19 protein-coding genes and 1 pseudogene are annotated in these 23,935 nt (G+C 53.5%); 10 read left to right on the forward strand and 10 right to left on the reverse strand.

Annotated features, from left to right (window positions below):
• Positions 1–16: 16 nt before the first annotated feature.
• Positions 17–871, reverse strand: a complete 855-nt coding sequence (gene rclR / locus ACFK9X_RS07225; RefSeq protein ID WP_058107647.1) for a reactive chlorine-specific transcriptional regulator RclR — start codon at positions 869–871, stop codon at positions 17–19.
• A gap of 215 nt (positions 872–1,086) precedes the next feature.
• Between rclR and rclA the strand changes: the two genes are divergently transcribed.
• From rclA to rclC, 3 genes are all read left to right on the forward strand, one after another.
• The gene (gene rclA / locus ACFK9X_RS07230) at positions 1,087–2,412 is read left to right on the forward strand and encodes a reactive chlorine resistance oxidoreductase RclA (protein WP_080205985.1); all 1,326 of its coding nucleotides are present in this window, start codon (positions 1,087–1,089) and stop codon (positions 2,410–2,412) included.
• 156 nt (positions 2,413–2,568) lie between these two features.
• Positions 2,569–2,805, forward strand: a complete 237-nt coding sequence (rclB, locus tag ACFK9X_RS07235) for a reactive chlorine resistance periplasmic protein RclB (RefSeq protein ID WP_151115997.1) — start codon at positions 2,569–2,571, stop codon at positions 2,803–2,805.
• Between the two features lie 12 nt (positions 2,806–2,817).
• Positions 2,818–3,378, forward strand: coding sequence for a reactive chlorine resistance membrane protein RclC (gene rclC, locus ACFK9X_RS07240; protein WP_000362181.1), 561 nt, complete (start codon positions 2,818–2,820; stop codon positions 3,376–3,378).
• Between the two features lie 78 nt (positions 3,379–3,456).
• Here the strand turns inward: rclC and ACFK9X_RS07245 are convergent, their stop codons facing one another.
• Positions 3,457–4,632, reverse strand: coding sequence for a DnaJ family molecular chaperone (locus tag ACFK9X_RS07245; protein WP_001033452.1), 1,176 nt, complete (start codon positions 4,630–4,632; stop codon positions 3,457–3,459).
• Between the two features lie 325 nt (positions 4,633–4,957).
• On the opposite strand from ACFK9X_RS07245, the gene pheP reads away from it, so the two are divergent.
• Positions 4,958–6,352: a phenylalanine transporter gene (gene pheP, locus ACFK9X_RS07250; protein WP_000786288.1), complete on the forward strand. Its 1,395-nt coding sequence runs from the start codon at positions 4,958–4,960 to the stop codon at positions 6,350–6,352.
• A gap of 41 nt (positions 6,353–6,393) precedes the next feature.
• On the opposite strand, the gene ACFK9X_RS07255 is transcribed toward pheP, so the two are convergent.
• Entirely contained in the window at positions 6,394–7,641 is a 1,248-nt protein-coding gene (locus tag ACFK9X_RS07255; RefSeq protein ID WP_001156978.1) for a mechanosensitive ion channel family protein, read from the reverse strand.
• A 310-nt stretch (positions 7,642–7,951) separates the two neighbouring features.
• Here ACFK9X_RS07255 and ACFK9X_RS07260 point away from each other — a divergent pair, with 310 nt between their 5' ends.
• Positions 7,952–9,922: an autotransporter outer membrane beta-barrel domain-containing protein gene (locus ACFK9X_RS07260; RefSeq protein WP_151115999.1), complete on the forward strand. Its 1,971-nt coding sequence runs from the start codon at positions 7,952–7,954 to the stop codon at positions 9,920–9,922.
• Positions 9,923–10,188: 266 nt separating this feature from the next.
• On the opposite strand, the gene nfsB is transcribed toward ACFK9X_RS07260, so the two are convergent.
• The 3 genes from nfsB to ACFK9X_RS07275 form a co-directional block, all read right to left on the reverse strand.
• The gene (nfsB, locus tag ACFK9X_RS07265) at positions 10,189–10,842 is read right to left on the reverse strand and encodes an oxygen-insensitive NAD(P)H nitroreductase (RefSeq protein WP_023253961.1); all 654 of its coding nucleotides are present in this window, start codon (positions 10,840–10,842) and stop codon (positions 10,189–10,191) included.
• Positions 10,843–10,938: 96 nt separating this feature from the next.
• A complete protein-coding gene (locus tag ACFK9X_RS07270; protein ID WP_151116001.1) occupies positions 10,939–11,307 on the reverse strand; it encodes an MmcQ/YjbR family DNA-binding protein in 369 nt (122 codons plus the stop codon).
• Positions 11,307–11,888, reverse strand: a complete 582-nt coding sequence (locus ACFK9X_RS07275) for a TetR/AcrR family transcriptional regulator (protein ID WP_000113609.1) — start codon at positions 11,886–11,888, stop codon at positions 11,307–11,309. The genes ACFK9X_RS07270 and ACFK9X_RS07275 overlap by 1 nt, the downstream gene beginning before the upstream one ends.
• A gap of 288 nt (positions 11,889–12,176) precedes the next feature.
• Between ACFK9X_RS07275 and ACFK9X_RS07280 the strand changes: the two genes are divergently transcribed.
• Positions 12,177–12,518 (forward strand): RamA family antibiotic efflux transcriptional regulator, encoded by a 342-nt coding sequence (locus ACFK9X_RS07280; protein ID WP_000155631.1) that lies wholly within the window; start codon positions 12,177–12,179, stop codon positions 12,516–12,518.
• Between the two features lie 5 nt (positions 12,519–12,523).
• Here ACFK9X_RS07280 and ACFK9X_RS07285 read toward each other — a convergent pair whose 3' ends face one another.
• The 4 genes from ACFK9X_RS07285 to ACFK9X_RS07300 form a co-directional block, all read right to left on the reverse strand.
• The gene (locus ACFK9X_RS07285) at positions 12,524–12,772 is read right to left on the reverse strand and encodes a DUF1158 family protein (RefSeq protein WP_000682497.1); all 249 of its coding nucleotides are present in this window, start codon (positions 12,770–12,772) and stop codon (positions 12,524–12,526) included.
• A 66-nt stretch (positions 12,773–12,838) separates the two neighbouring features.
• Positions 12,839–13,957, reverse strand: coding sequence for a YbdK family carboxylate-amine ligase (locus tag ACFK9X_RS07290; protein ID WP_001196908.1), 1,119 nt, complete (start codon positions 13,955–13,957; stop codon positions 12,839–12,841).
• Between the two features lie 11 nt (positions 13,958–13,968).
• Positions 13,969–14,673 carry an enterobactin synthase subunit EntD gene (gene entD / locus ACFK9X_RS07295; RefSeq protein WP_000958063.1) on the reverse strand — a complete coding sequence of 235 codons (705 nt, stop codon included), beginning with the start codon at positions 14,671–14,673 and terminating at the stop codon, positions 13,969–13,971.
• Between the two features lie 45 nt (positions 14,674–14,718).
• On the reverse strand, positions 14,719–16,974 hold the full coding sequence (locus tag ACFK9X_RS07300; protein ID WP_001034952.1) for a TonB-dependent siderophore receptor: 2,256 nt from the start codon (positions 16,972–16,974) through the stop codon (positions 14,719–14,721).
• A gap of 188 nt (positions 16,975–17,162) precedes the next feature.
• On the opposite strand from ACFK9X_RS07300, the gene fes reads away from it, so the two are divergent.
• From fes to wzz(fepE), 4 genes and pseudogenes are all read left to right on the forward strand, one after another.
• Positions 17,163–18,377, forward strand: a complete 1,215-nt coding sequence (gene fes, locus ACFK9X_RS07305) for an enterochelin esterase (RefSeq protein ID WP_151116003.1) — start codon at positions 17,163–17,165, stop codon at positions 18,375–18,377.
• A 30-nt stretch (positions 18,378–18,407) separates the two neighbouring features.
• On the forward strand, positions 18,408–18,626 hold the full coding sequence (locus ACFK9X_RS07310; RefSeq protein ID WP_000396012.1) for an MbtH family protein: 219 nt from the start codon (positions 18,408–18,410) through the stop codon (positions 18,624–18,626).
• Positions 18,623–22,507 (forward strand): enterobactin non-ribosomal peptide synthetase EntF, encoded by a 3,885-nt coding sequence (entF, locus tag ACFK9X_RS07315; RefSeq protein WP_151116005.1) that lies wholly within the window; start codon positions 18,623–18,625, stop codon positions 22,505–22,507. The genes ACFK9X_RS07310 and entF overlap by 4 nt, the downstream gene beginning before the upstream one ends.
• 249 nt (positions 22,508–22,756) lie before the next feature.
• A pseudogene (wzz(fepE), locus tag ACFK9X_RS07320) lies at positions 22,757–23,889 on the forward strand (LPS O-antigen length regulator Wzz(fepE)).
• Positions 23,890–23,935 lie beyond the last annotated feature (46 nt).

Genomic DNA, 23,935 nt, shown 5'->3' on the forward strand with positions numbered 1-23,935 from the left:
GCCTTGCGGCACACGTTTATCGTCCGAGCGCGCTGACCCGTTTGCGGTACTCGCCTGGTGTACAACCGAATTCACGGACAAACGCTTTGTGAAAAGAAGATTCGCTCGCATAACCTACCGACTCGGCAATCACCATCACCGGCAGCGCTTCACGCGACAGGGTCTGGGCGGCGATTTGCAGGCGCAGCGTTGTTAACACGGCTAAGGGCGTCGTAGCGGACACGTCGCGAAATAGCTGGGCGAAGCTCGCCCGCGACATGTGTACCCGTTGCGCCAGCGTTTCGACCGTCCAGGGATGCGCCGGTGTTTCCAGCATGTGAAGGATCACGCGGCCCAGCCGGGGATGCAGTAATAAATTGAGCACGCTTTTCTCCGTGCCAGCCTGCGATAGCCAGTCGCGAACGGCGAGGGTAAACAGCGTGGCGCACTGCTGACTGTATAAGACATCAGCGCCAGGTAAATGGCGTTCCGACTCCTGCTGTAACAGCAAAATGGCGGCGTTAAGCCAGATACTGGCGGGGCTATGCGGCGGCGGGGCAAGACATAACACTTCCGGCAACGCGGTAAGGAAATAACGTGACGTCGTGTGCAGACGTAGACTACCGCACACGATATGTGTCGGTGCTTCGCCAGACTGGCGCAAACGGTGGGCGGAGTTTTGCGGCAGAATCACCACCTTTCCCGGCGTAAGCGTCATGGCGTCGCCGGTAGGCATTTCCAGTTGCGCTTCGCCCTGCGTAACGGTATGCCAGCGAATCACCGATAGTTCGCCAGCGGCGTGCGGCAACTGCCAGTCGCCGCCTAACGGGCAATTCTTGTCGATTGAGCCCTGAGGGGCGTTAAGCGTCAATAGCCGACTAAGCGCATCCATATAGACTCCAGAACAGATTCTTTTTCAAAAATAGGGATAACCATTTCTGTCTCTGATTACTATATTTCGGACTCAATGTCATTTCTACTCTTGTTTTTGCTAACCGCTAATTTAGACGATAAGACAAAAATTGGCGCGTTACGGATAACCCTGTCTTTTTTGACGTTATTTATACTTGTCCTGACAAACAGATGGTGATTTGGCGGAGAAAGAAGATGACACAGTATCAGGCGCTCATTATTGGTTTTGGCAAGGCAGGAAAAACGTTGGCGGCAACTCTGGCGAAGACGGGATGGCGCGTGGCGATTATCGAACAGTCCGCCAGTATGTTCGGCGGAACCTGCATCAACATTGGCTGTATTCCAACGAAAACGCTGGTGCATGACGCGGAACGTGAGGGCGATTTTTCTGTCGCCATGCAACGCAAAGCGGCGGTCGTAAATTTTTTACGCGACAAAAATTTTCATAATCTTGCCGACCTGGACAATGTCGATGTGATTGAGGGAAGGGCGGAGTTTATTGATAACCATACCTTACGGGTATTTCAGGCGGACGGCGAGCGGGTGTTACGGGGAGAAAAGATCTTCATTAATACTGGCGCAGAGTCGGTGATCCCGGCTATTACGGGCTTAACAACGACGGCAGGGGTGTTCGATAGCACCGGACTACTCAGCCTGAGCCAGCGTCCGGCGCGCCTAGGGATTTTAGGCGGTGGTTATATTGGCCTTGAATTTGCCTCAATGTTCGCCAACTTCGGTACGAAGGTCACTATCTTTGAAGCAGCGCCGCAATTCCTGCCTCGTGAAGATCGGGATATCGCGCAGGCAATTACCCGTATTTTACAGGAAAAGGGCGTCGAGCTGATTTTAAACGCCAACTTACAGGCCGTATCCTCAAAGGAGGGCGCGGTACAAGTAGAAACGCCGGAAGGCGCGCATCTTGTGGATGCCCTGCTGGTGGCGTCGGGGCGAAAACCGGCGACGGCTGGCTTACAGTTGCAGAACGCCGGCGTGGCGGTGAACGAACGCGGCGGGATCATCGTGGATGATTACCTGCGTACCACGGCGGACAATATCTGGGCGATGGGCGACGTTACCGGTGGGTTGCAGTTTACCTATATTTCACTGGATGATTTTCGTATTGTACGCGACGGGTTATTGGGAGATGGCAAACGCAGTACCCGCGATCGCCAGAATGTTCCGTATTCCGTCTTTATGACGCCGCCGCTCTCTCGTGTCGGGCTGACGGAAGAACAAGCGCGGGCAAGCGGCGCAACGGTGCAGGTGGTGACATTACCGGTGGCGGCGATCCCTCGCGCCCGTGTTATGAACGATACTCGTGGCGTACTAAAAGCGGTAGTGGACGTGAATACGCAGCGTATTGTAGGGGTGTCATTGTTATGCGTCGATTCTCATGAAATGATTAATATCGTTAAAACCGTTATGGATGCAGATTTACCTTATACGGTGTTACGCGACCAGATATTTACCCATCCTACAATGAGTGAGTCTTTAAACGATCTCTTCTCTCTCATTAAGTAAAACATAAATAATGTAGCCCTGTTAATCAGGGCTTTTTTTTGCCTGTCAGACCATAAAAATACGCCAGGACAAATATGCTGGCGTCTGAAAGAAAAGGCTTTAGTCAGGCATAACGTATTATAACACCATTGAAATAACCCACGACTGGAAATCTCGATGTTAAAAGTTACCACGCTTATTGCTTCATTATTGGCTGCGCCGCTGGCGTTTTCCGCCTCCGCCCAGCCGCTAACTGACGTTGAATATATCAGCGTTTCTGCGGTGTCAGCAACGCCGTCAATGCTTGAAGACGCTATTGCCAGACTGGCGCAAAGTAAACAGGCGTCGTCATGGAAAATTACGTCAATGCGTATTGATAATACGAGTTACGCCACTGCGATATTATATAAATAAGGAGAGCCTGAGATGGATAAATATCTTCGTCTGTTAAGTCAGGGGGATCGGCTTGGATTAACATTAATTCGCCTGAGTATCGCCATCGTTTTTATCTGGATTGGACTACTAAAATTTGTGCCCTATGAGGCAGACAGTATTACCCCGTTTGTGGCGAACAGCCCGTTTATGTCTTTTTTCTATGAACATCCTGAAGAATATCGTCAGCATCTGACGCATGAGGGCGAACTAAAACCGGAGGAACGCGCCTGGCAAACGGCCAATAATACGTATGCGTTTTCGGATGGTCTGGGCGTGGTGGAATTGATTATCGCGGTGCTGGTACTGGCTAACCCTGTCAGCCGCTGGTTAGGGCTGGCGGGCGGCGTGCTGGCATTCCTGACGCCATTTGTCACGCTGTCGTTTTTAATCACCACGCCGGAGGCCTGGGTTATGCCGCTGGGCGATGCGCATTATGGTTTCCCGTATTTATCGGGCGCCGGGCGGCTGGTATTAAAAGATACGTTAATGCTGGCAGGGGCGGTGATGATCATGGCGGACTCCGCCCGTTCGTTACTTTTACAGCGCCAGTAGCGACCCTCTTACCCTCTTTATGCCGCGATTCGTCGGGTGGCGCTTGCGCCATCCGACAATGTGTTGATGAATGATGGACTACCCTGCCAGAAGTTCCTGTTCCACCTGTTGAACCTGCGCCTCCAGCGTATTGCGAATTTCGGTTAGCGCCCGTTCCTGCTCGGAGAAATAGGCTTCCTTATCCGCAACGGAAGAGGCGAGCCGCCAGGCGTTTTCCGTTTCCAGTTGCGTTATCTCTTTCAACAGCGCGTCGATTTGCGTGCGGAGCTGGCGTATTTTATGGCGCAGATGTTCCAGGTTATTGAGCCTGTCGCTTGCCATCATCGGTTCCAGACCGCTTTGCAGCTGCGTCAATAACGCGCGAATTGCCGCCAGATCGGCATTCTGCCGCGCCTGATTAAGCTGTACCATCATCTGGTGCGCTTTTTCTTTCAATTCATCGGCGACCACATCCGGGTGACACAGGCGGCTGGCCTGACGCCACAAACGTTTTAATTCATTGCGTTCGTCAGCCGACAAACGTTGATCGCGAGCGTAGCGGAATTGCGCTTCCTGCTGCTGCTCCCGGTACTGGTGATAGTCCTGTTCCGCATTTTCCTGCGCCTGGCGGAATGCGCTGTCGTCCTGATGGGAAAAATCCGCTTCCAGCTCGCGAATTTCCGCCAGCAACGCGGTAATTAATTCCGTCTGCTGCTGGATTCGCTGACGGATGCCCACCGCTTCGCGCGAGGCGGCATTCAATCCTGTCCACTGCTGTTTTAGCGTTGCCAGTTGATCCACGGCCTGGGAAATAAATTGCAGGCAGGATTGATAATCCTTTTCCCGGCGTTTTATTTCGGCTTCTTGCTTACGCTGCATACTCACCGCGAGCTGTTTACGCAACTCCAGAATACGGCTCATCAACGGCCCGAGACGCAGATGATAGAGGTCGTTGAAATCGTCGAGGATTTGTACCCGCGCATTTCGTTTGTCAATCAGATCGCGAAGTTGGGCTTCAAGCGCTTTCAGCTCCAGCTTACTGGCGGCAATAGAGGGATCTTGCCACGTCGAGAGCGCCCGTTGAGCCTGTAGCCAGGCGGCGATCTCTTGCATGGCGTCACTGAATCGACGAGCTTCAATCGCCTGGGCAATCGCGCTGATTACGGCATCCTGCGGCTCATTTTTCAGGTAGATGAGCTGCTGACGGATAATCTCTTCATCCTCAAGTTCGATGGCGCTTTTGATGATCTCTAAACGTTTGATGATTTTATTCATGACGTTGATGCCTGGCGTGGCTCAAAAACGGATAACAGATACCAGGTCTGATTCACCTTTTTGAAAATACTGAAAAAATACTAAATGTATTCTGTAGGGTGTCGTACTTTTCGTCCAGAGTTATTCACATATTTTATACTCGGCGTCTGTCACCCGTAACGTTCTATATCGGCGCGCACTCTTTTCTTTTTACTCCCCGCGACATCTTTTTTTACACGATAACGTTAACGTCCGGAGTTGAGCCTTGACAAACGATTGCGCCTTGCGGCAGCGAGAGCGAAATGTTAAAAGGTGCCCCTCAATAAAAACGATACAGGGGTAGGACGTGAAAAACGCGTCAACTGCATCCGGCGCCAGCGTGTCGGATGCCGCGTCGAAGAATGAACCGACGCTTCAGCGGGGGTTGCAAAACCGCCATATTCAGCTAATTGCGCTGGGCGGCGCCATTGGCACCGGACTGTTTCTGGGCATCGGCCCGGCGATTCAAATGGCGGGGCCGGCTGTTTTGTTGGGCTATGGCGTTGCCGGGATTATCGCTTTTCTCATTATGCGCCAGTTGGGTGAAATGGTCGTGGAAGAGCCGGTTTCCGGATCGTTTGCCCACTTCGCCTGGAAATATTGGGGGCCGTTTGCGGGCTTTTTGTCGGGCTGGAACTATTGGGTCATGTTTGTGCTGGTCGGGATGGCGGAGTTGACCGCGGCGGGCATCTATATGCAGTACTGGCTGCCTGACGTACCAACATGGGTATGGGCGGCGGCGTTTTTTATTATCATTAATGCCGTGAATCTGGTGAACGTTCGTCTGTATGGCGAAACGGAATTCTGGTTCGCGCTCATTAAAGTGCTGGCGATTATCGGCATGATAGGTTTTGGTCTGTGGCTGCTGTTCTCCGGCCACGGCGGCGAACATGCCAGCATTGATAACCTCTGGCGTTATAACGGTTTCTTCGCTACCGGTTGGCATGGTTTGCTTCTGTCGCTGGCGGTGATTATGTTTTCTTTTGGCGGACTGGAGCTGATCGGCATTACTGCGGCGGAAGCGCGCGATCCGCAAAAAAGCATCCCGAAAGCGGTGAATCAGGTGGTATACCGTATTTTGCTGTTCTACATCGGTTCGCTGGTGGTGTTGCTGGCGCTCTATCCGTGGGTAGAGGTGAAATCCAATAGCAGCCCTTTTGTGATGATCTTCCATAACCTGGACAGTAATGTGGTGGCTTCGGCGCTGAATTTCGTTATTCTGGTCGCGTCGCTTTCGGTATATAACAGCGGCGTTTATTCGAATAGCCGAATGCTGTTCGGCCTGTCCGTACAAGGCAACGCGCCGAAATTTTTAACCCGCGTCAGCCATCGCGGCGTACCGGTGAACTCGCTGATACTTTCCGGAGCGATTACCTCGCTGGTGGTGCTGATCAACTATCTGTTGCCGCAAAAAGCGTTTAGCCTGTTGATGGCGCTGGTTGTCGCGACGCTATTGCTAAACTGGATAATGATCTGTCTCGCGCATTTACGTTTTCGCGCGGCGATGCGTCGTAAAGGGCGCGAGACGCAATTTAAGGCGCTGTTCTATCCCGCCGGAAACTATTTGTGCATTGCGTTTCTGGCGCTGATTCTGGTGTTAATGTGTACGATGGACGATATGCGATTGTCGGCGATTTTGCTGCCGGTATGGATTGTATTCCTGTTTATCGCGTTTACCGTTTTGCGCCGTAAGGCTCATTAACTTTTTTGCCCGATCCCATGTTCATGCGATCGGGCAATCCATTAATGCCGCAATGTCCCTGACAGCGCGCGAATATCGCTGCCGGTCGGCGTCTGATGAATACGCAAGCCAAACTCTTCCACCACGGCAAAAATATGGTCGAAAATATCGGCCTGAATGCTCTCATATTCCAGCCACACGACGGTATTGGTAAAGGCGTAGATCTCTATCGGCAAACCATGATCGTCAGGCGCCAGTTGGCGTACCATCAGCGTCATGTCTTTACGGATGCGCGGATGGTGGCGTAAATATTCGTTCAGATAGGCGCGAAATGTCCCGATATTGGTCATTCGGCGGTGATTTAAGGCTGATTCCGGCGCATCCAGTTGTTTATTCCATTCATCGATTTCCTGATGACGGCTGGTAAGGTACGGCTTTAACAGTTGCGCGGTTAACAGCCGCTGTTTTTCATCATCATCCAGAAAATGGATACTGGTCGCGTCAATATTAATGCTGCGTTTAATCCGGCGTCCGCCGGACGCAGACATGCCGCTCCAGTTTTTGAACGAGTCGGAAACCAGCGACCAGGTGGGAATGGTGGTGATGGTATTATCCCAGTTGCGTACTTTTACCGTGGTTAAGCCAATATCAATGACCGCGCCATCTGCGCCATATTTTGGCATCTCCAGCCAGTCGCCCAGTTTGAGCATATCGTTGGCGGAAAGCTGGATACCGGCAACCAGGCCAAGAATCGGGTCTTTAAAGACCAGCATTAATACCGCGGCCATCGCGCCAAGCCCGCTGATTAAAATTGCTGGTGACTGGCCAATCAGCAGTGAGATCATCAGAATGCCGACGATAATTGCGCCGATGAGCTTAATGCCCTGAAATATTCCTTTTAGCGGTAACTGAGAGGCGGCGGGCCATTTTTGCGATAGATTGAAAATCACGTCCAGCAGAGAAAATAACGACAGCAGGGCGTAGGTCATAATCCATAACTGCGCGCAGGTCGTCAGGATATCCGCAGCCTCACTGCCTTTTTGTAGCCAGAGCGCGGCCTGAATATTGACAATGATGCCTTGTAGCGTAAAAGCCAGACGATGGAATAATTTATTCTGGGTAATAATTTGCAGCCACAGGCGGGAACTGGCGCTGGCGCGTTTTTCGAAAGCGCGCAGTACTATCCAGTGCAAAATAATATGCACGACAACTGCTGTCAGAAAAATAATACCAAATATCACCACCAGCGACGTGGTGTGATTCATTTCAATTCCCGCTAAATCTTCTACCCGGGATATCAATTCCTGCATAATCTCTCCTTTATAAACAGCAGCCTATGATGACTGCTGAATGGCATTTATGCAAATCAGGACGCCTGCGCTTCAGGCATAATCAGCAACAGACGGTTAAAAGCGCCTCTGGGGTTATCCATACGCTATATTTTATCCAGCGCCCTATAAACGTCGTTATTTTACGCGGTTCCCTCTTTTTGAACAGGCGCCAGTTCGTCAACAATGGATGAAAACATTTTAACCAGAATGCTTAAAACGATTGCAATGTTTCTGTCGGATGATGATTAGCACCGTCGTACCTATCAACAATAACATTAAGGAACATCGGATGACCCAAAAGCGTACCCTGCTAAAATACGGCATACTCTCGCTGGCGCTGGCCGCGCCATTATCTGCCTGTGCGTTTGATTCTCTTACGGTAATTGGCGATAGCCTTAGCGATACCGGGAATAACGGTCGCTGGACCTGGGATAGTGGTCAAAATAAGCTCTACGACGAACAGTTGGCCGAACTATATGGGCTGGCATTAAGCCCTTCCAGCAATGGCGGTTCTAATTATGCCGCCGGCGGCGCGACGGCGACCCCGGAATTAAACCCGCAGGATAATACCGCGGATCAGGTACGGCAGTGGCTTGCCAAAACGGGGGGAAAAGCCGACCACAACGGTTTGTATATTCACTGGGTCGGCGGAAACGATCTGGCGGCGGCCATCGCGCGACCTGCCATGGCACAGCAAATAGCCGGTAATAGCGCCACTAGCGCGGCGGCGCAGGTAGGGCTGTTACTGGATGCCGGCGCCGGGCTGGTCGTGGTGCCAAACGTACCGGATATTAGTGCGACGCCAATGCTTCTGGAGGCGGTAATCACCGCCGGGCTGGGCGCAGCGGCGCCCCCGGCGCTAAAAGCGGCGTTAGAGGCGCTGGCGGAGGGAGCTACGCCCGATTTCGCCAGTCGGCAACAGGCGATCCGCAAGGCGTTGCTGGCGGCGGCTGCAACGGTAAGCAGCAATCCGTTTATTCAGCAACTGCTCGTTGAGCAACTGCTGGCGGGCTATGAAAAGGCGGCAGGGCAGGCGTCAGCTCTGACCGATTATTATAATCAGATGGAAGAGAAGGGGCTGGAGCAACACGGCGGCAATATAGCCCGTGCCGATATCAACGGCCTCTTTAAGGAAATTCTTGCCAACCCGCAGGCGTTTGGTCTGACAAATACCGTAGGTATGGCTTGCCCGCCGGGCGTATCCGCTTCGGCGTGCTCCTCGGCAATGCCTGGATTTAATGCGTCGCAGGACTATCTGTTTGCCGATCATTTACATCCCGGTCCGCAGGTCCATACCATTATTGCGCAATATATCCAGTCGATCATTGCCGCGCCGGTACAGGCGACATACCTGAACCAAAGCGTTCAGTCGATGGCGCAAGGCAGTCGTACCACGCTTGACAGTCGCTACCAGCAGCTTCGCCAGGGGGAAAACCCTGTCGGTTCGCTGGGTATGTTCGGCGGATACAGCGGGGGATATCAACGTTATGATAATAATGAGGCCGACGGGAACGGTAATCATAATAATCTGACGGTTGGCGTCGATTATCAGCTTAACGAGCAGGTACTGCTGGGAGGGCTGATAGCCGGTTCTCTGGATAAGCAACATCCTGACGATAATTATCGTTATGACGCCCGCGGTTTTCAGGCCGCCGTATTCAGCCATTTACGCGCCGGTCAGGCGTGGCTGGATGGCGATTTACACTACCTGTCCGCTAAATTCAGTAACATTCAGCGCAGTATCACGCTCGGTGCGCTAAGACGGGTGGAAGAGGGCGAAACCAACGGTCGGCTGTGGGGCGCGAGGTTAACCAGTGGTTATGATTTTGTCATGATGCCGTGGTTAACGACCGGACCGATGCTGCAATATGCATGGGATTACAGCCACGTTAATGGTTATAGCGAGAAGCTCAATACCAGTACATCAATGCGTTTTGGCGACCAAAACGCCCATTCGCAGGTGGGCAGCGCGGGTTGGCGTCTGGATCTTCGCCACAGTATCATTCATTCCTGGGCGCAGATTAATTATCGCCGTCAGTTTGGCGATGATACGTATGTGGCGAACGGCGGCCTTAAATCGACCGCGCTGACGTTTAGCCGCGACGGAAAAGCGCAGGATAAAAACTGGGTTGATATCGCGATTGGCGCAGATTTTCCGCTGTCGGCAACGGTGTCCGCTTTCGCCGGGCTGTCGCAAACGGCAGGGTTAAGCGATGGCAATCAAACCCGTTATAACGTTGGGTTTAGCGCCCGATTTTGATGACACGCCAGGGAGGGCCAACCCCGTGGTGACAATATCGCCATCGTAGGCGCAAACCGGTGTCACGCCGTTTTCTCCTTCATCCAGATAGGGGGTATCCAGATATGGCAAACGGCGTACCAGTTTTAAATATTATTTATTTTCAATAGGTTGAAAGAAAAAGTTAACACTAGCGATGTAAAACCTGGCACTTCGCGCCATTGATCATTGGGGAACCTGGCAGAAAGGTGAAAAAAGCCGGACGGGCGTCCGGCTTAGGCAGGGGATTAGACTTCCGTCAGTGTGGTTTCAAGCGGCAGACGTGATTTCGGCAGCCCGGCGTTGAAATCCTCGACGCTATGATGGCCGACCGGCACCACGACCAGACTGGTATAGCCTTTTTCTTTCAGACCAAATTCAGCGTCGAGCACCTCGGCGTCGAAACCTTCAATGGGGACGGCGTCGAGACCCATCGCGGCGACGCCCAGCAGAAAGTTGCCGACGTTCAGATAAACCTGTTTCGCCATCCACTGGTGGTCATCTTTCAGCGAGACGCGGTGCATATCGGCGAAAAAGCGGCGACCTTTATCATTTGCCGCTTTAGCTTCCGGCGTAGCGAAACGGCCATCAGCATCTTCCTGATCGACGACGCGCTCAAGCCATGCGTCATCCATCGCGGTTTTCGCGCAGAAGACCACCACATGGGAGGCGTCTAACATTTTACGTTCGTTAAACACATAATTGGCGGCGGCGGATTTTGCGACACGCGCTTTGCCCTCTTCCGTACTGGCGACAATAAAGTGCCACGGCTGGGAATTGGTGCTGGAGGGACTGTACTGTAGTAGTGTTTTTATTTTATCCGCTTCTTCGGCGGTCAGTTTTTTGCTGGGATCGAACGCCTTAGTGGAGTAGCGCTGTAAGGCGACAGAAACGATATCCATAAATGCTCCTGGTTGGTTTAGTACCCTTTTGTATCAGCAGGGTACCGGGTTATCGGTAAAAAGATAAGGGAGGAAAATGCGGAAACGGTTATTGCATCAGCGCGGCCGCAGGCGCAGTTGCTCTCTTTTAGGCAGCCCGTCTACGACCAGATTCCATGAGTCATTTATCAAATCGTTGAGTAGCGAGACGGTGATATCCTCGCCCGCATAGACTGAAATCCAGTGTTTCTTATTCATGTGATAGCCAGGCGCAAGGCTGGGGTAAATTTGTTGATTTACCAGGGACTTTTGGGGATCCGACTTCAGGTTCACCACTGGGCGACAGTGATGTTCAGTGAACAGCATGAATATTTTGCCGCCGACTTTAAACACATCGTACTGTGGGCCGAAAGGCCAGCAGTGTTCGGTAAAAGGCAGTTCCAGCGCAAAGCGTTTTGCCCAGGCGTGCAGTGTTTGACCGTCCATTATTGCTCCTCGCGAGTCAGCGCGCGCCACATGGCTTCGAATCCCAGCGCAATATATTCGCCAGCGCGAGCGGGATCGCGCGCGGCGAAATCCATTGTTGTTTCAGCCAGCGCCAGAAAAAGGCCGTCGCCGAAGGCGCGGTACTCATCCGACATAAACACCATCAAAACGGAACGATGACATAAATCGCGCAATTCGGGGAACATATCGTCGGCCCGTTGTTCCGTCTCTTTGGTGAGCTTTTCGCTGACAGCCAGTTGACGGATCGCCCGGTGGCGCGCGGGATGGTTCAGACCCCAACTGATGTAACTGTTCCAGATAAAACGGGTCATCATTTTGGCATCGGTAATGGATCGATCCAGCTCCATTATCATCGACTGGCAGAGATCCTGCTTTAAATGCAAATACAACGTGTTAATTAGCTCATCTTTGGTCGCGAAATAGCGAAACAATGTTCCTTCTGCAACACCTGCGTTACGCGCAATCACCGCCGTTGAGGCGGCGATACCGGATTGCGCTATCGCCTGGGTTGCCGCTTCCAGTAATGCTTGTTTTTTGTCTTCACTCTTCGGACGAGCCACTACACGTTACCCTTATGTCTGGAAAAACATGATTGAATCATGCCCGTTGTCGCGTCGCAACGGTGAATGTCAACCTTTGAAAAGTACCTTGACGGCGTATCTTTGCTTTCTATAATGAGTGCTTACTCACTCATAATCAAGGGCTGCCGCATGAAGTGGTAGAAAAGCATATTGCAGGCTATGCGATAAGCCGTCTCACAATTTATGTGGTTATTACTATGCTTATTGCTGTTGCCGTAAATGTGCGGTGCGGGAGCCGCTGACGAGTTTGATAGAGGGGAGAGCACGATGACCATTTCCGCTCAGGTTATCGACACGATTGTCGAGTGGATTGATGATAATTTGAATCAGCCGTTACGTATTGATGATATTGCCCGTCATGCGGGGTATTCCAAGTGGCACCTGCAGCGCCTTTTTATGCAGTACAAAGGGGAGAGTCTGGGACGCTACGTGCGTGAACGGAAGCTAAAACTGGCGGCGCGCGACCTGCTCGACACCGACCAGAAGGTGTATGATATTTGTCTCAAGTATGGTTTTGATTCGCAGCAAACCTTTACGCGCATTTTTACCCGCACGTTCAACCTGCCGCCAGGCGCTTATCGTAAAGAAAAGCATGGCCGTACGCATTGAAATGTTTAATCGGCCAGCGAAAACCAGCGCCGCCAGATAAAGCGAATGACATAATATTCCAGCGCGCCGAGCAACAGAAACCATAAACAAAACAACAAAGTATAAAGCTGGTTGAGATCCATAAGATGAAAGATCCCGACCAGTTTTTGCGCCAGCGCAAGGCCGAGCGAAGGGGCGGGCAGCAGCAGGCTGGAGAGCAACGCCATCAGCAAAATACCGGCAGCGGTCATCAATGATTCAAGCGGGTGTTTCATGGCTTTGTTAAACGTAAGTTAAAACGCCATTGTCCGGGATATCGCCTGGTAAGGCAAATATGCTGTCTATTGTCCCGCCCAGATTTCACAATGTTTTTGTACCAGACCTATCAGCGATCCGCCGTCGGCAATAAACTCCCGCATATATTGCGCTTCGTTACCGCCTTTTTTCACCTGCAGACGTAGCGCGTCAATGGCGCTGTCGGCGCCCAGCTTGCGCGCAGAGGGGGTAACGTTGTCCAGCAGACGCAGCGTATCATCTGCCAGGCGACGGCGGTCGCCGGTATAGGCATCGGTTAGCACGCCCTCCAGACCATAGCGGCAAGCCTGAAAACGGTTGAATTTATATAACAGATAGTCTTGTTCCTGCGGTTTAAAGGGACGCTCGGTCAGCAGCCAGTGCGCGGTCGCCTGAATCAACCCTGCCATATTGATGGCATGATCAAGGGTGAGCGGCGTATCCATCACCCGAACTTCTACCGTGCCAAAGGCCGGGCTGGGGCGGATATCCCAGTGCAAATCTTTGATGCTGTCGATCATCGTGGTGTAAGACAGACGGCGAAATAGTCCGGCAAACTCTTGCCAGTTACTGACCCACGGCATGGGACCGTTATCGGGAAAAGCGGAAAAAATATTCAGGCGCGCGCAGGCAAAACGGGTGTCAGATCCTTGCATATAGGGAGACGCGGCGGAGAGCGCAATAAAGTGCGGCACAAAATGCGACAGCCCGTGTAAAAGATAAATCGCATCGTCGCCATTCGCGCAGCCGACGTGGACATGCTGGCCGAAAACCGTCGCCTGTTGAATTAAGTAGCCGAAATTTTCCAGCGTGCGTTGATAGCGCTCATTATCACAGACCTCCTGACGCTGCCATTTTTGAAAAGGGTGCGTACCGCCGCCGCAAATGCCGAGATGGTGTTCCGACGCCGCCTGTAAAATAACGTGCTGCATGGCAGAAAGTTGGGCCGCCGCCTGGTCAATATCGCGGCAGACGCCCGTGGCCATCTCCAGCATACTTTCGGTGATATCGTGCTTAATTTCTCCCGCAGTAAGTTGGGGCTTAACGGCGTCGATCAGCGTAGAAGAGTCCTGACTTAAATCGTAGCCAGGTGGATTGATCACCTGCATCTCCAGCTCAATACCAAGCGTATAAGGTTCAGAAACGTGAAAATCATTCAGCGCCATAGCGATCTCATTTATCGGGGGATTGCGCTAAGTATAGAAGCGGGAGCGCTCCTGTCGTGGGGAAAGCGCGTTATTGCAGAAACAAGAGTAATAACGCTATTGCTACGTTGAAACCATTCTGTACGGACGGTACGTTCAGCCATCATGGCGGCAAAGGCTGGCAGCAGATGTAACGAGATGTGCGTGGCGGTAAGCGAGGTAACTTTTGCGCTATCGAATCCCGGGAGCGTGACGCGGTCTGAAAAGGCTTTATAAACGCTCTCTTTGGCGGAGAAAGCCAGCGTCAGGGCAAGCGGAAAAGGGAGCGAGCTCGCCTGGAGAATTTGGCGCTCATCGCTATCAATAATGGACGGCGCCAGCTCTGTCGCCGTGTGTTGACTCATGATTTTTTCTATATCAATGCCGATACGCTGTTGGGATATGACGGCCAGCGCCGTTGTCGCACAGTGGCTGATGCTGCCAAATAGGCCGTCCGGCCATAGCGGCTGTCGCTTGTCGCCCATACCGGGCACTGTCCTGACGCCCACCTCGCGTAGCGCATGAACGGCGGCAATGCGGCCTGCCAGATGTTCAGCTTTACGCTTGCGTCCGGCAGACCGGAGCCGATCGTGATGAGGTAGCCATAGCAGGTCGTGTTCGCGAAAGCTGCTCGCATCAAAGTCGACGATATGCAGCCTGTGTCCGGCAAAGGGAAGGGGAAAATGAGATGTCAGCATCGTTTTTGCCAATTCCCTCCCCGAATGAGGGAGGGAAGGTTGCCATCAGAAATGGGTATTAATGCTCATATACCACGTACGTCCTGGTTCGTTATAGGTGTACGCGCCAGCGCCCGCCATATAAGCGCCAGTTTGAGTATCCCTGACGGTTTGCGCGTTACCTTCACGCCACAGACGTTTGTCAAAGAGGTTATCCACGCCACCGGTCAGGCTGACATTTTTGGTCACGTCCCAGGTCGCGCTCAGGCCAACAATACTGTATGGGCTGACCGCTTGCTTATCTGTTCCGGTAACGGGGTTACCCTGATAATCATATTTCTTCGGCTCTTGTTTGCCGTACCAGGTGAAGGTCGATTGCAGAGAAACGTCCTGACGTACCTGCCAGCTCAGGGTTGAGTTAAGCGTGTACTGTGGAATAATCGACAGGCGTTCGCCGGTCTCTTTGTTTTTACTCTGCAGCATATACGTAACGTTATTCGTCCAGTTGACGGTGTCGCTAACCGGTACGTTTAACGTGCCTTCCAGACCTTCAACGACCGCTTTCGGCACGTTCTCCCACTGATAAACATCCGTTTTGCCGTTGTTGATACGCTGCAACGGCACCGTACCCGCTTCAATCTTATTGCGGTAATCATTGCGGAACCAGGTGATGCCGGCCAGCCAGCCATCGCGTTTAAATTCCAGACCGATCTCTTTATTGATGCTGGTTTCGGCTTTCAGATCATCGTTACCCATCATATAGCAGCCGATGCCGGTACCCGCGCCAGTCGCGTAGCAACCCTGACCTTTACTGTACAAAATATAGTTTGGGTTAGTCTGGTACAGACTCGGGGCTTTATAAGCGCGGGCGATCCCCATTTTCAGAGTAAAGTCATCCCCCAGACCTTGCGACAGGTTCAGCGACGGGCTCCAGTTATCCCCCACAATACTGTGATGATCGAAACGTAGCCCCGGCGTCAGCATGGTGCTGTCGGTCAGTTCCATGTTGTTTTCAGCAAACAGAGAGAAAATTTCCGCTTTTGAATAGGGGCTACGATTGGTACTGCTGTAACCCGGGATATTTCCCCCCATAAAGGTTTGCGAGTTGGAGAGCTCGTCTTTCATACGCTGTTGGGCCCATTCGGTACCCAGCGTCAGGTTTTGATTGACCAGCAGATCGAAAGGAAGGCTCACTTCGCTGTGTAGGGTGACGTCATTCAAATCGGCATCGGCATATTTTTGCGATGCTTTGGGATCGAAAATTCCTTCGGTGCCGCCTGCCAGGCCTTCCGGCATCCGGGAGTTACGGGTATGTTCGTATTGCACCCAGTTACTGGTGGTTACGCCATTATTCCAGCCGCCGTTCCAGGTCAGAGAGTAGTTCTGCCGATAGAGGCGGTTTGTCTCTTTTCCGTAATTATCTTTCACCAGTTGGTTCGTATTGGTGTTCTGAGTATCGCCGGCATAGAGGTTGCCCTGGCGACTGTAACCGGCCTCCAGCTCCAGAGACTGAAGCGGAGCAAAATCCCAACGAACCACGCCGTTGATATCTTTGTTAATGACCCCCTCGCGTCCGGCTGGTAACGTGTCGGCGTAACTCCCGGTACGTTCAGACTGATGCCCCTGGTTAATATTACGCGCATCCGCCTGCGTTTTGTCGAGGTTGCCATACAGACGGAAGCTGAAATCCCCGCCCAGCGGGCCGTTCAGGCTAAAGTTAGTGCGTTTGGTCGCGCCTTCGTCTTTATGTTCCGGCGCGTTGAAATAGGTATTCCAGGAGCCGTGCCACTCGCTACCGCCTTTTTTGGTAATGATATTGACCACGCCACCCGCCGCGCCGTTACCGTAGCGTGCAGCGGCAGGGCCACGCAGCACTTCAATGCGTTCGATCATCTCCGGCGGCACCCACGCGGTATCGCCACGGGTATCGCGTTCGCCGCGCCAGCCCAGGCGCACCGAGTTACGGCTGGTGACGGGTTTACCGTCTATCAGGATAAGGGTGTTTTCCGGCCCCATGCCGCGAATATCGATTTGGCGGTTATTCCCGCGCTGACCGCTGGTGGAGTTGCCGGTCAGGTTCACGCCCGGCATGGTGCGGATGATTTCTGACACGTCGCGCGCGGGCGGATTTTTGCGGATCTCATCGGCGGTGATGGTGGATACGCCTGGCGCCTGTAGGTTTTGCTGGGCAGCGGTCACCACGATGGTGTCTTCATTGGTGAGCGCAGCGCTATCGGTTTTGTCTTCCGCCATCACGGGCAGAGCGGCCCCGTAAATCCCTAAATTGACCAGTAAGGTCAGGGAATGAATCTTCTTGTTCATTGTATATCCTGCTTTTCTTTAGCCACATAAGCCAAAGCGCCCGTCAAAGGCATTGGCCGGGTGGTGAAATTGTGTTCGCGCGTCCCATAGCGCGACAATACGCTATTGCAAATGCAAATAGTTATCAATAATATTATCAATATATTTCACCTTTTATATACAAAATTCATAATAAACACAGGGTTATAATGAAAGAGGCGCTGGCAACGGGAAGTAAGGCCTGGTGGAGGACGAAAACCGGGCCGGAATGGATACGGGAAAAAGACGGAAATTATCGGGTCAATTTTTGGTGGCGCGACCCGCAGGGAAACGAAACACACTCCCCGATACGGCGTGTCTGGGTCTACATCACTGGCGTAACCGATCATCATCAAAACGCGCAGCCTCAGACGATGGCGCGTATTGCCGGAACGGATGTCTGGCGCTGGAGTACGGCGCTTAGCGCTAACTGGCGCGGCAGCTACTGTTTTATTCCTACCGAACGCGATGACGTTTTTGCCGATTTTGCGCCGGGCGAAACGCCCGATCGGAACGCACTGCGTGAAGGCTGGCGACAGCTATTACCGCAGGCGATTGCCGACCCGCTTAATTCGCAAAGCTGGCGGGGAGGACGTGGTCATGCGGTTTCAGCGCTGGAAATGCCGGATGCGCCCCTTCAGCCGGGATGGGATCGTCCTGAAACGCCGTACTCGCCGCCTTTGATGATGCAGTGGCATAGCGCACGTCTGGGTAACTCCCGCCGCGTATGGATATTGACGACCGGAGACGAGGCGCCGGAGGAAAGACCGTTGGCTATTCTGCTGGACGGTCAATTCTGGGCGGAAAATATGCCCGTCTGGCCCGCGCTTGCCTCGCTGACTCATCAACGCCTGCTTCCCGGTGCCGTCTATCTGCTGATTGACGCGATTGATACTCACCACCGCAGCCAGGAGTTGACCTGCAATGCCGACTTCTGGCTGGCAGTGCAGCAGGAACTGTTGCCGCAAGTCAGAGCCGTGACGCCTTTTAGCGATGATGCCGGGCGAACGGTGGTCGCCGGACAGAGCTTTGGCGGCCTGTCGGCGCTGTATGCCGGCCTGAACTGGCCGACGCGTTTTGGCTGTGTACTAAGCCAGTCAGGATCGTTCTGGTGGCCTCATCGCATCACCCCGCCGGAGGGGGAAGTCATTACCCGGCTGAAAACCGGCGCATTATGTGCGCGCGGACTGCGTATCGTACTGGAAGCCGGCGTGCGTGAGCCGATCGTGTTTCAGGCGAATCAGGCGCTTTATGCCCAACTGAATACTTCGCAGCAGTCCATTTTCTGGCGTCAGGTTGACGGCGGACACGATGCGCTTTGCTGGCGCGGCGGGCTAACGCAAGGGCTGATGCTGCTTTGGCAGCCGCTTATCGACACGCTTTAACCGGGCACATGTCCATGACAGGAGTTGAGTATGGAATTCAGTAATCCCTTCGATAATCCGCAGGGACAGTTTTACATCCTGCAAAATGCGCAGCGTCAATTCAGCCTTTGGCCAGCGGCGTGCACGCTTCCCGCAGGCTGGGACGTGGTATGCGAACCGCAATCGCAGGACGCGTGCCAGCAGTGGCTTAATACGCGCTGGACAACACTGAATCCGGCGCATTATGCCGATAAGCAGGAGGCGAAATGACGCAGCGTTTACCGTTAGTCGCCGCTCAGCCGGGGATCTGGATGGCGGAAAAACTCTCTGATTTACCCTCCGCCTGGAGCGTGGCGCACTATGTGGAACTGAATGGCGAGCTGGATGTCGCCTTGCTGGCAAAAGCGGTAGCGGTAGGGATGCAACAGGCGGATACGCTACGGATGCGTTTTACCGAAGAGAACGGCGAGGTCTGGCAATGGATAGATCCTGAGCACACCTTCGGCGAGCCCCCGATTGCCGATTTACGCGACCAGCCCGATCCGCATCACGCGGCGCTGGCGTTAATGCAGGCGGATTTACGGCAAAACCTGCGCGCAGATAGTGGTAAGCCGCTGGCGTTTCACCAGTTAATCCGCATTGATGATACCCGCTGGTATTGGTATCAGCGCTATCACCATTTGCTGGTGGATGGCTTTAGCTTCCCGGCGATAACCCGCCAGATTGCGGCGATTTATCGCGCCTGGCAGAGCGACGCCCCTACGCCGGAGTCGCCTTTTACCCCCTTTGCGGATGTGGTCGAGGAATATCAGCGCTATCGCCAGAGCGAGGCCTGGCAGCGTGACGGCGCCTTCTGGGCGCAGCAGCGCCGCGAGCTGCCGCCGCCGGCGTCAATTTCTGCCGCGCCGTTGCCGGGGCGGTCGGCGAGCGCGGATATTCTGCGTATGAAATTGAGCGCGCCGGCGGGGGCGTTTCGCCAACTGGCGGCGCACATGCCTGAGATACCGCGAGCGGATCTTGCCCTGGCGCTGGTGACGTTGTGGCTGGGACGATTATGCGGGCGTATGGATTATTCCGCCGGATTTATCTTTATGCGGCGGATGGGCTCGGCGGCGTTAACGGCGACCGGGCCTGTCCTTAACGTGTTGCCGCTGGCGGTTAACCTTCATGCGACGGAAGATCTGCCAACGCTGGCGAAGCGTCTTGCGGCGCAGTTAAAGAAGATGCGCCGCCACCAGCGTTACGACGCCGAACAGATTGTACGCGATAGCGGGCGAGCCGCAGGGGAGACGCCGCTATTTGGCCCGGTGCTCAATATAAAAGTATTTGATTATCATTTGGATCTTCCTGGCATACAGGCGCAAACCCATACCCTGGCTACGGGGCCGGTTAACGATCTTGAACTGGCGCTTTTTCCGGATGAAAACGGCGGTCTGGATATTGAATTGCTGGCGAATGCACAGCGTTACGATGACGCCACGCTCTCCCGCCATGCCTTACGATTGATGGCGCTTATCACGCAGTTTGCTGATAACCCGGCGCTGCGCTGCGGCGATGCGCAAATGCTGCTGGCGGAAGAACAAACGCAATTAACACACCTTAATAATACGGCGGTAACGATTCCCGCCGCCACGCTTAGCGATTTGGTGGCGCAGCAGGCGCAAAAAACGCCAGAGGCTTCCGCGTTGGCAGATGCGCATTATCACTTTACCTACCGTGAAATGCGTGAACAAGTTGTGGCGCTGGCATACGCGCTGCGGGAACGCGGCGTTCAGCCTGGCGATAGCGTGGCGGTGGCGTTGCCGCGGTCGGTTTTCCTGACCTTAGCGCTGCATGGCATTGTCGAGGCGGGCGCCGCCTGGCTGCCGCTGGATACCGGTTATCCTGACGATCGGCTGCGAATGATGCTGGAAGATGCGCAGCCGAAACTTTTAATTACGACTCAGGCGCAGCTGGCGCGCTTTCACGATATTCCGGGGATGGAATATTTGTGTTATAGCCAACCGCTACCGGTCAGTGACGCCACTCCGCTGGGGCTGTCGTTACCGCATCATACCGCTTACATCATTTTCACCTCTGGCTCGACGGGCAGGCCGAAAGGGGTGATGGTGGGACAAACGGCGATAGTCAACCGGCTGCTGTGGATGCAGGATCACTATCCGTTGACGGCGGATGATGTAGTAGCGCAAAAAACGCCGTGCAGTTTTGACGTCTCAGTATGGGAGTTTTTCTGGCCGTTTATCGCCGGGGCGAAACTGGTGATGGCCGAGCCGGAAGCGCACCGCGACCCGCTCGCGATGCAGCGGTTCTTTGCGCAATACGGCGTCACGACCACTCATTTTGTGCCGTCGATGCTGGCGGCCTTTATTGCCTCGCTCACGCCAGCGTCGGCTGGGAAAAGCTGCGCTTCCTTAAAGCGCGTTTTCTGTAGCGGCGAGGCCCTGCCGACGGCGCTGTGCCGCGAATGGGAGACGTTAACCAACGCGCCGCTACACAATCTGTACGGGCCAACGGAGGCCGCGGTGGATGTGAGCTGGTATCCGGCCTGTGGCGATGAGCTGGCGGCTGTTGACGGCAACAGTATCCCGATTGGTTATCCCGTCTGGAATACCGGTTTACGTATTCTCGATGCGCATATGCAGCCGGTGCCGCCGGGCGTGGCTGGCGATCTCTATCTTACCGGTATCCAACTGGCGCAGGGCTATCTGGGGCGTCCGGATCTTACCGCCAGCCGTTTTATCGCCGATCCTTTTGCGCCAGGTGAACGGATGTACCGTACCGGAGATGTGGCGCGCTGGCTGGATTCCGGCGCGGTGGAGTACCTGGGGCGCAGCGACGATCAGCTCAAAATTCGGGGTCAACGTATTGAACTGGGCGAGATTGACCGCGTCATGCAAACGCTGCCGGATGTTGAACAGGCGGTAGCACATGCCTGCGTCTTTAATCAGGCGGCGGCGACGGGCGGGGATGCCCGGCAACTGGTCGGTTATCTGGTGTCGCACTCCGGTTTGCCGCTGGATTTACCGGCGCTGCAGGAAAAATTACGCCAAAAACTTCCCGCGCATATGGTGCCGGTTGTGTTGTTGCAACTTGCCGGTTTGCCGCTTAGCGCTAATGGCAAGCTGGATCGCAAAGCCCTGCCGCTGCCGGACCTGACGCCGCGCGTGAAAGGGCGTGCGCCGCAGTCCGCCACGGAGATTGCTGTCGCCGCGGCGTTTTCCCGCCTGCTGGGCTGTGAGATTAACGACGTTGAAAGTGATTTCTTTGCGCTGGGCGGACACTCGCTGCTGGCGATGAAACTGGCCGCGCAGCTAAGTCAGACGTTTAACCGCCAGGTGACGCCGGGGCAGGTGATGGTGGCGTCTGACGTGGCGCAGTTAAGTAAGCTGCTCGATACTGACGATGACGAACGCTCGCGCAATCTGGGATTCGGGCCGCTGTTGCCGCTGCGTGAAAGCGATGGTCCAACGTTATTTTGTTTCCATCCGGCGTCGGGGTTCGCCTGGCAATTTAGCGTATTATCACGCTATCTCAGCCCGTCGTGGTCGATTATGGGGATTCAGTCGCCGCGCCCCGCTGGCCCTATGCAAACCGCAACCACCCTTGATGAGGTATGTGAACATCATCTGGCGACATTGCTCGCCCGGCAGCCGCATGGCCCTTATTATTTATTAGGCTATTCGCTGGGCGGGACGCTGGCGCAAGGGATCGCCGCCCGGTTGTGCGCGCGCGGCGAAACCGTGGCGTTTTTGGGGTTACTGGACACCTGGCCGCCGGAAACGCAAAACTGGCGGGAAAAAGAGGCGAATGGCCTCAATCCGGACGTATTGGCGGAAATTGAACGTGAACGCGCTGCGTTTGTCGCCGCGCAGCAGGGAAATGCCTCCGAAGCCTTATTTACCGCCATTGAAGGCAATTATGCGGATGCCGTCCGTTTGCTGACGACGGCGCATAGCGTACCGTTTGATGGACATGCTACGCTCTTTGTGGCGGATAAAACGGTGCCGGAAGGCGTATCGCCTGAACAGAGCTGGTCGCCGTGGATAGCGTCTTTGGCTATTTATCGCCAGCCGTGCGCGCATGTAGATATTATTTCTCCCTCCGCTTTTGAAACTATCGGGCCCATCATCAGCGAACTTATTAATAAATAACGGGCGTTGTTTCTGCCTTTAACAAATTAAATCCTGAAACCCATAATAATTACTAATTATTATGGGTTTTTTATTGCAACTATTAATTCTTTTAACATAAGTGATACATGCTACAGGCAAGTTTAATTCCGAATATTTAGCTTTTCGGGCACTGGCGCGTAAAGATTGTTTCGGATAATTCTGACTTGCTGTTAGAATCTCTGACAGGAATATGTTCTTTCATTGGATAAAGTTTTCAGGTCATACGGCATGCCATCTCTTAATGTAAAACAAGAAAAAAATCAGTCATTTGCAGGTTATTCACTGCCGCCCGCCAACAGTCATGAAATCGATTTGTTTAGCCTTATAGAGGTGTTATGGCAGGCGAAACGTCGTATTCTTGCTACCGTTTTCGCCTTTGCGTGCGTGGGGTTGCTTCTGTCCTTTCTGCTGCCGCAAAAATGGACCAGCCAGGCGATTGTCACACCGGCGGAGTCGGTACAGTGGCAGGGGCTGGAGAGAACGTTGACCGCGCTGCGCGTGTTGGATATGGAGGTAAGCGTTGATCGGGGCAGCGTATTTAATCTGTTTATTAAAAAGTTTAGCTCGCCCTCGCTGCTGGAAGAATATCTTCGTTCTTCTCCGTATGTCATGGATCAATTAAAAAGCGCGCAAATAGACGAGCAGGATCTTCACCGGGCGATTGTCCTGCTGAGCGAAAAAATGAAAGCGGTGGACAGTAATGTCGGCAAGAAAAATGAAACGTCGTTATTCACGTCGTGGACGCTGAGTTTTACCGCGCCGACGCGGGAAGAAGCGCAAAAAGTGCTGGCTATATTCAGTACATCTCCGATATCGTCGTGAAAGAGACGCTGGAAAATATTCGTAACCAGCTGGAAATCAAAACCCGCTATGAGCAGGAAAAGCTGGCGATGGATCGGGTGCGTCTCAAAAATCAGCTTGATGCCAATATTCAACGTCTTCATTATTCGCTGGAAATCGCCAACGCCGCCGGTATTAAGAGACCGGTTTACAGCAATGGTCAGGCGGTAAAAGATGATCCGGATTTTTCTATTTCTCTCGGCGCGGATGGTATTTCCCGCAAACTGGAAATTGAAAAAGGGGTAACGGACGTGGCCGAGATCGACGGTGATTTGCGTAACCGTCAATACCATGTTGAACAACTGGCGGCAATGAATGTGAGTGACGTGAAGTTTACCCCGTTTAAATATCAACTGTCGCCGTCTCTGCCAGTGAAAAAAGATGGCCCGGGTAAAGCGGTCATTATTATCCTGGCGGCGTTGATTGGCGGTATGATGGCCTGCGGCGGCGTATTACTGCGTCACGCGATGGTCTCACGTAAAATGGAAAACGCGCTGGCGATAGATGAACGGTTAGTCTGATTTACCCGAAAAGCCGGATAGCGATATCCGGCTTTGTCATCTGTGT

It is taken from the genome of Salmonella sp. WC3 (assembly GCF_042932255.1).
GTDB classification, from domain to species: domain Bacteria; phylum Pseudomonadota; class Gammaproteobacteria; order Enterobacterales; family Enterobacteriaceae; genus Salmonella; species Salmonella enterica.

What these genes read in the sequence shown, in the direction of transcription:
- rclR (WP_058107647.1), bottom strand. Translation starts at nt 871, where the DNA reads ATGGATGCGCTTAGTCGGCTATTGACGCTTAACGCCCCTCAGGGCTCA.
- rclA (WP_080205985.1), top strand. Translation starts at nt 1,087, where the DNA reads ATGACACAGTATCAGGCGCTCATTATTGGTTTTGGCAAGGCAGGAAAA.
- rclB (WP_151115997.1), top strand. Translation starts at nt 2,569, where the DNA reads ATGTTAAAAGTTACCACGCTTATTGCTTCATTATTGGCTGCGCCGCTG.
- rclC (WP_000362181.1), top strand. Translation starts at nt 2,818, where the DNA reads ATGGATAAATATCTTCGTCTGTTAAGTCAGGGGGATCGGCTTGGATTA.
- ACFK9X_RS07245 (WP_001033452.1), bottom strand. Translation starts at nt 4,632, where the DNA reads ATGAATAAAATCATCAAACGTTTAGAGATCATCAAAAGCGCCATCGAA.
- ACFK9X_RS07255 (WP_001156978.1), bottom strand. Translation starts at nt 7,641, where the DNA reads ATGCAGGAATTGATATCCCGGGTAGAAGATTTAGCGGGAATTGAAATG.
- ACFK9X_RS07260 (WP_151115999.1), top strand. Translation starts at nt 7,952, where the DNA reads ATGACCCAAAAGCGTACCCTGCTAAAATACGGCATACTCTCGCTGGCG.
- nfsB (WP_023253961.1), bottom strand. Translation starts at nt 10,842, where the DNA reads ATGGATATCGTTTCTGTCGCCTTACAGCGCTACTCCACTAAGGCGTTC.
- ACFK9X_RS07270 (WP_151116001.1), bottom strand. Translation starts at nt 11,307, where the DNA reads ATGGACGGTCAAACACTGCACGCCTGGGCAAAACGCTTTGCGCTGGAA.
- ACFK9X_RS07280 (WP_000155631.1), top strand. Translation starts at nt 12,177, where the DNA reads ATGACCATTTCCGCTCAGGTTATCGACACGATTGTCGAGTGGATTGAT.
- ACFK9X_RS07285 (WP_000682497.1), bottom strand. Translation starts at nt 12,772, where the DNA reads ATGAAACACCCGCTTGAATCATTGATGACCGCTGCCGGTATTTTGCTG.
- ACFK9X_RS07290 (WP_001196908.1), bottom strand. Translation starts at nt 13,957, where the DNA reads ATGGCGCTGAATGATTTTCACGTTTCTGAACCTTATACGCTTGGTATT.
- entD (WP_000958063.1), bottom strand. Translation starts at nt 14,673, where the DNA reads ATGCTGACATCTCATTTTCCCCTTCCCTTTGCCGGACACAGGCTGCAT.
- ACFK9X_RS07300 (WP_001034952.1), bottom strand. Translation starts at nt 16,974, where the DNA reads ATGAACAAGAAGATTCATTCCCTGACCTTACTGGTCAATTTAGGGATT.
- fes (WP_151116003.1), top strand. Translation starts at nt 17,163, where the DNA reads ATGAAAGAGGCGCTGGCAACGGGAAGTAAGGCCTGGTGGAGGACGAAA.
- ACFK9X_RS07310 (WP_000396012.1), top strand. Translation starts at nt 18,408, where the DNA reads ATGGAATTCAGTAATCCCTTCGATAATCCGCAGGGACAGTTTTACATC.
- entF (WP_151116005.1), top strand. Translation starts at nt 18,623, where the DNA reads ATGACGCAGCGTTTACCGTTAGTCGCCGCTCAGCCGGGGATCTGGATG.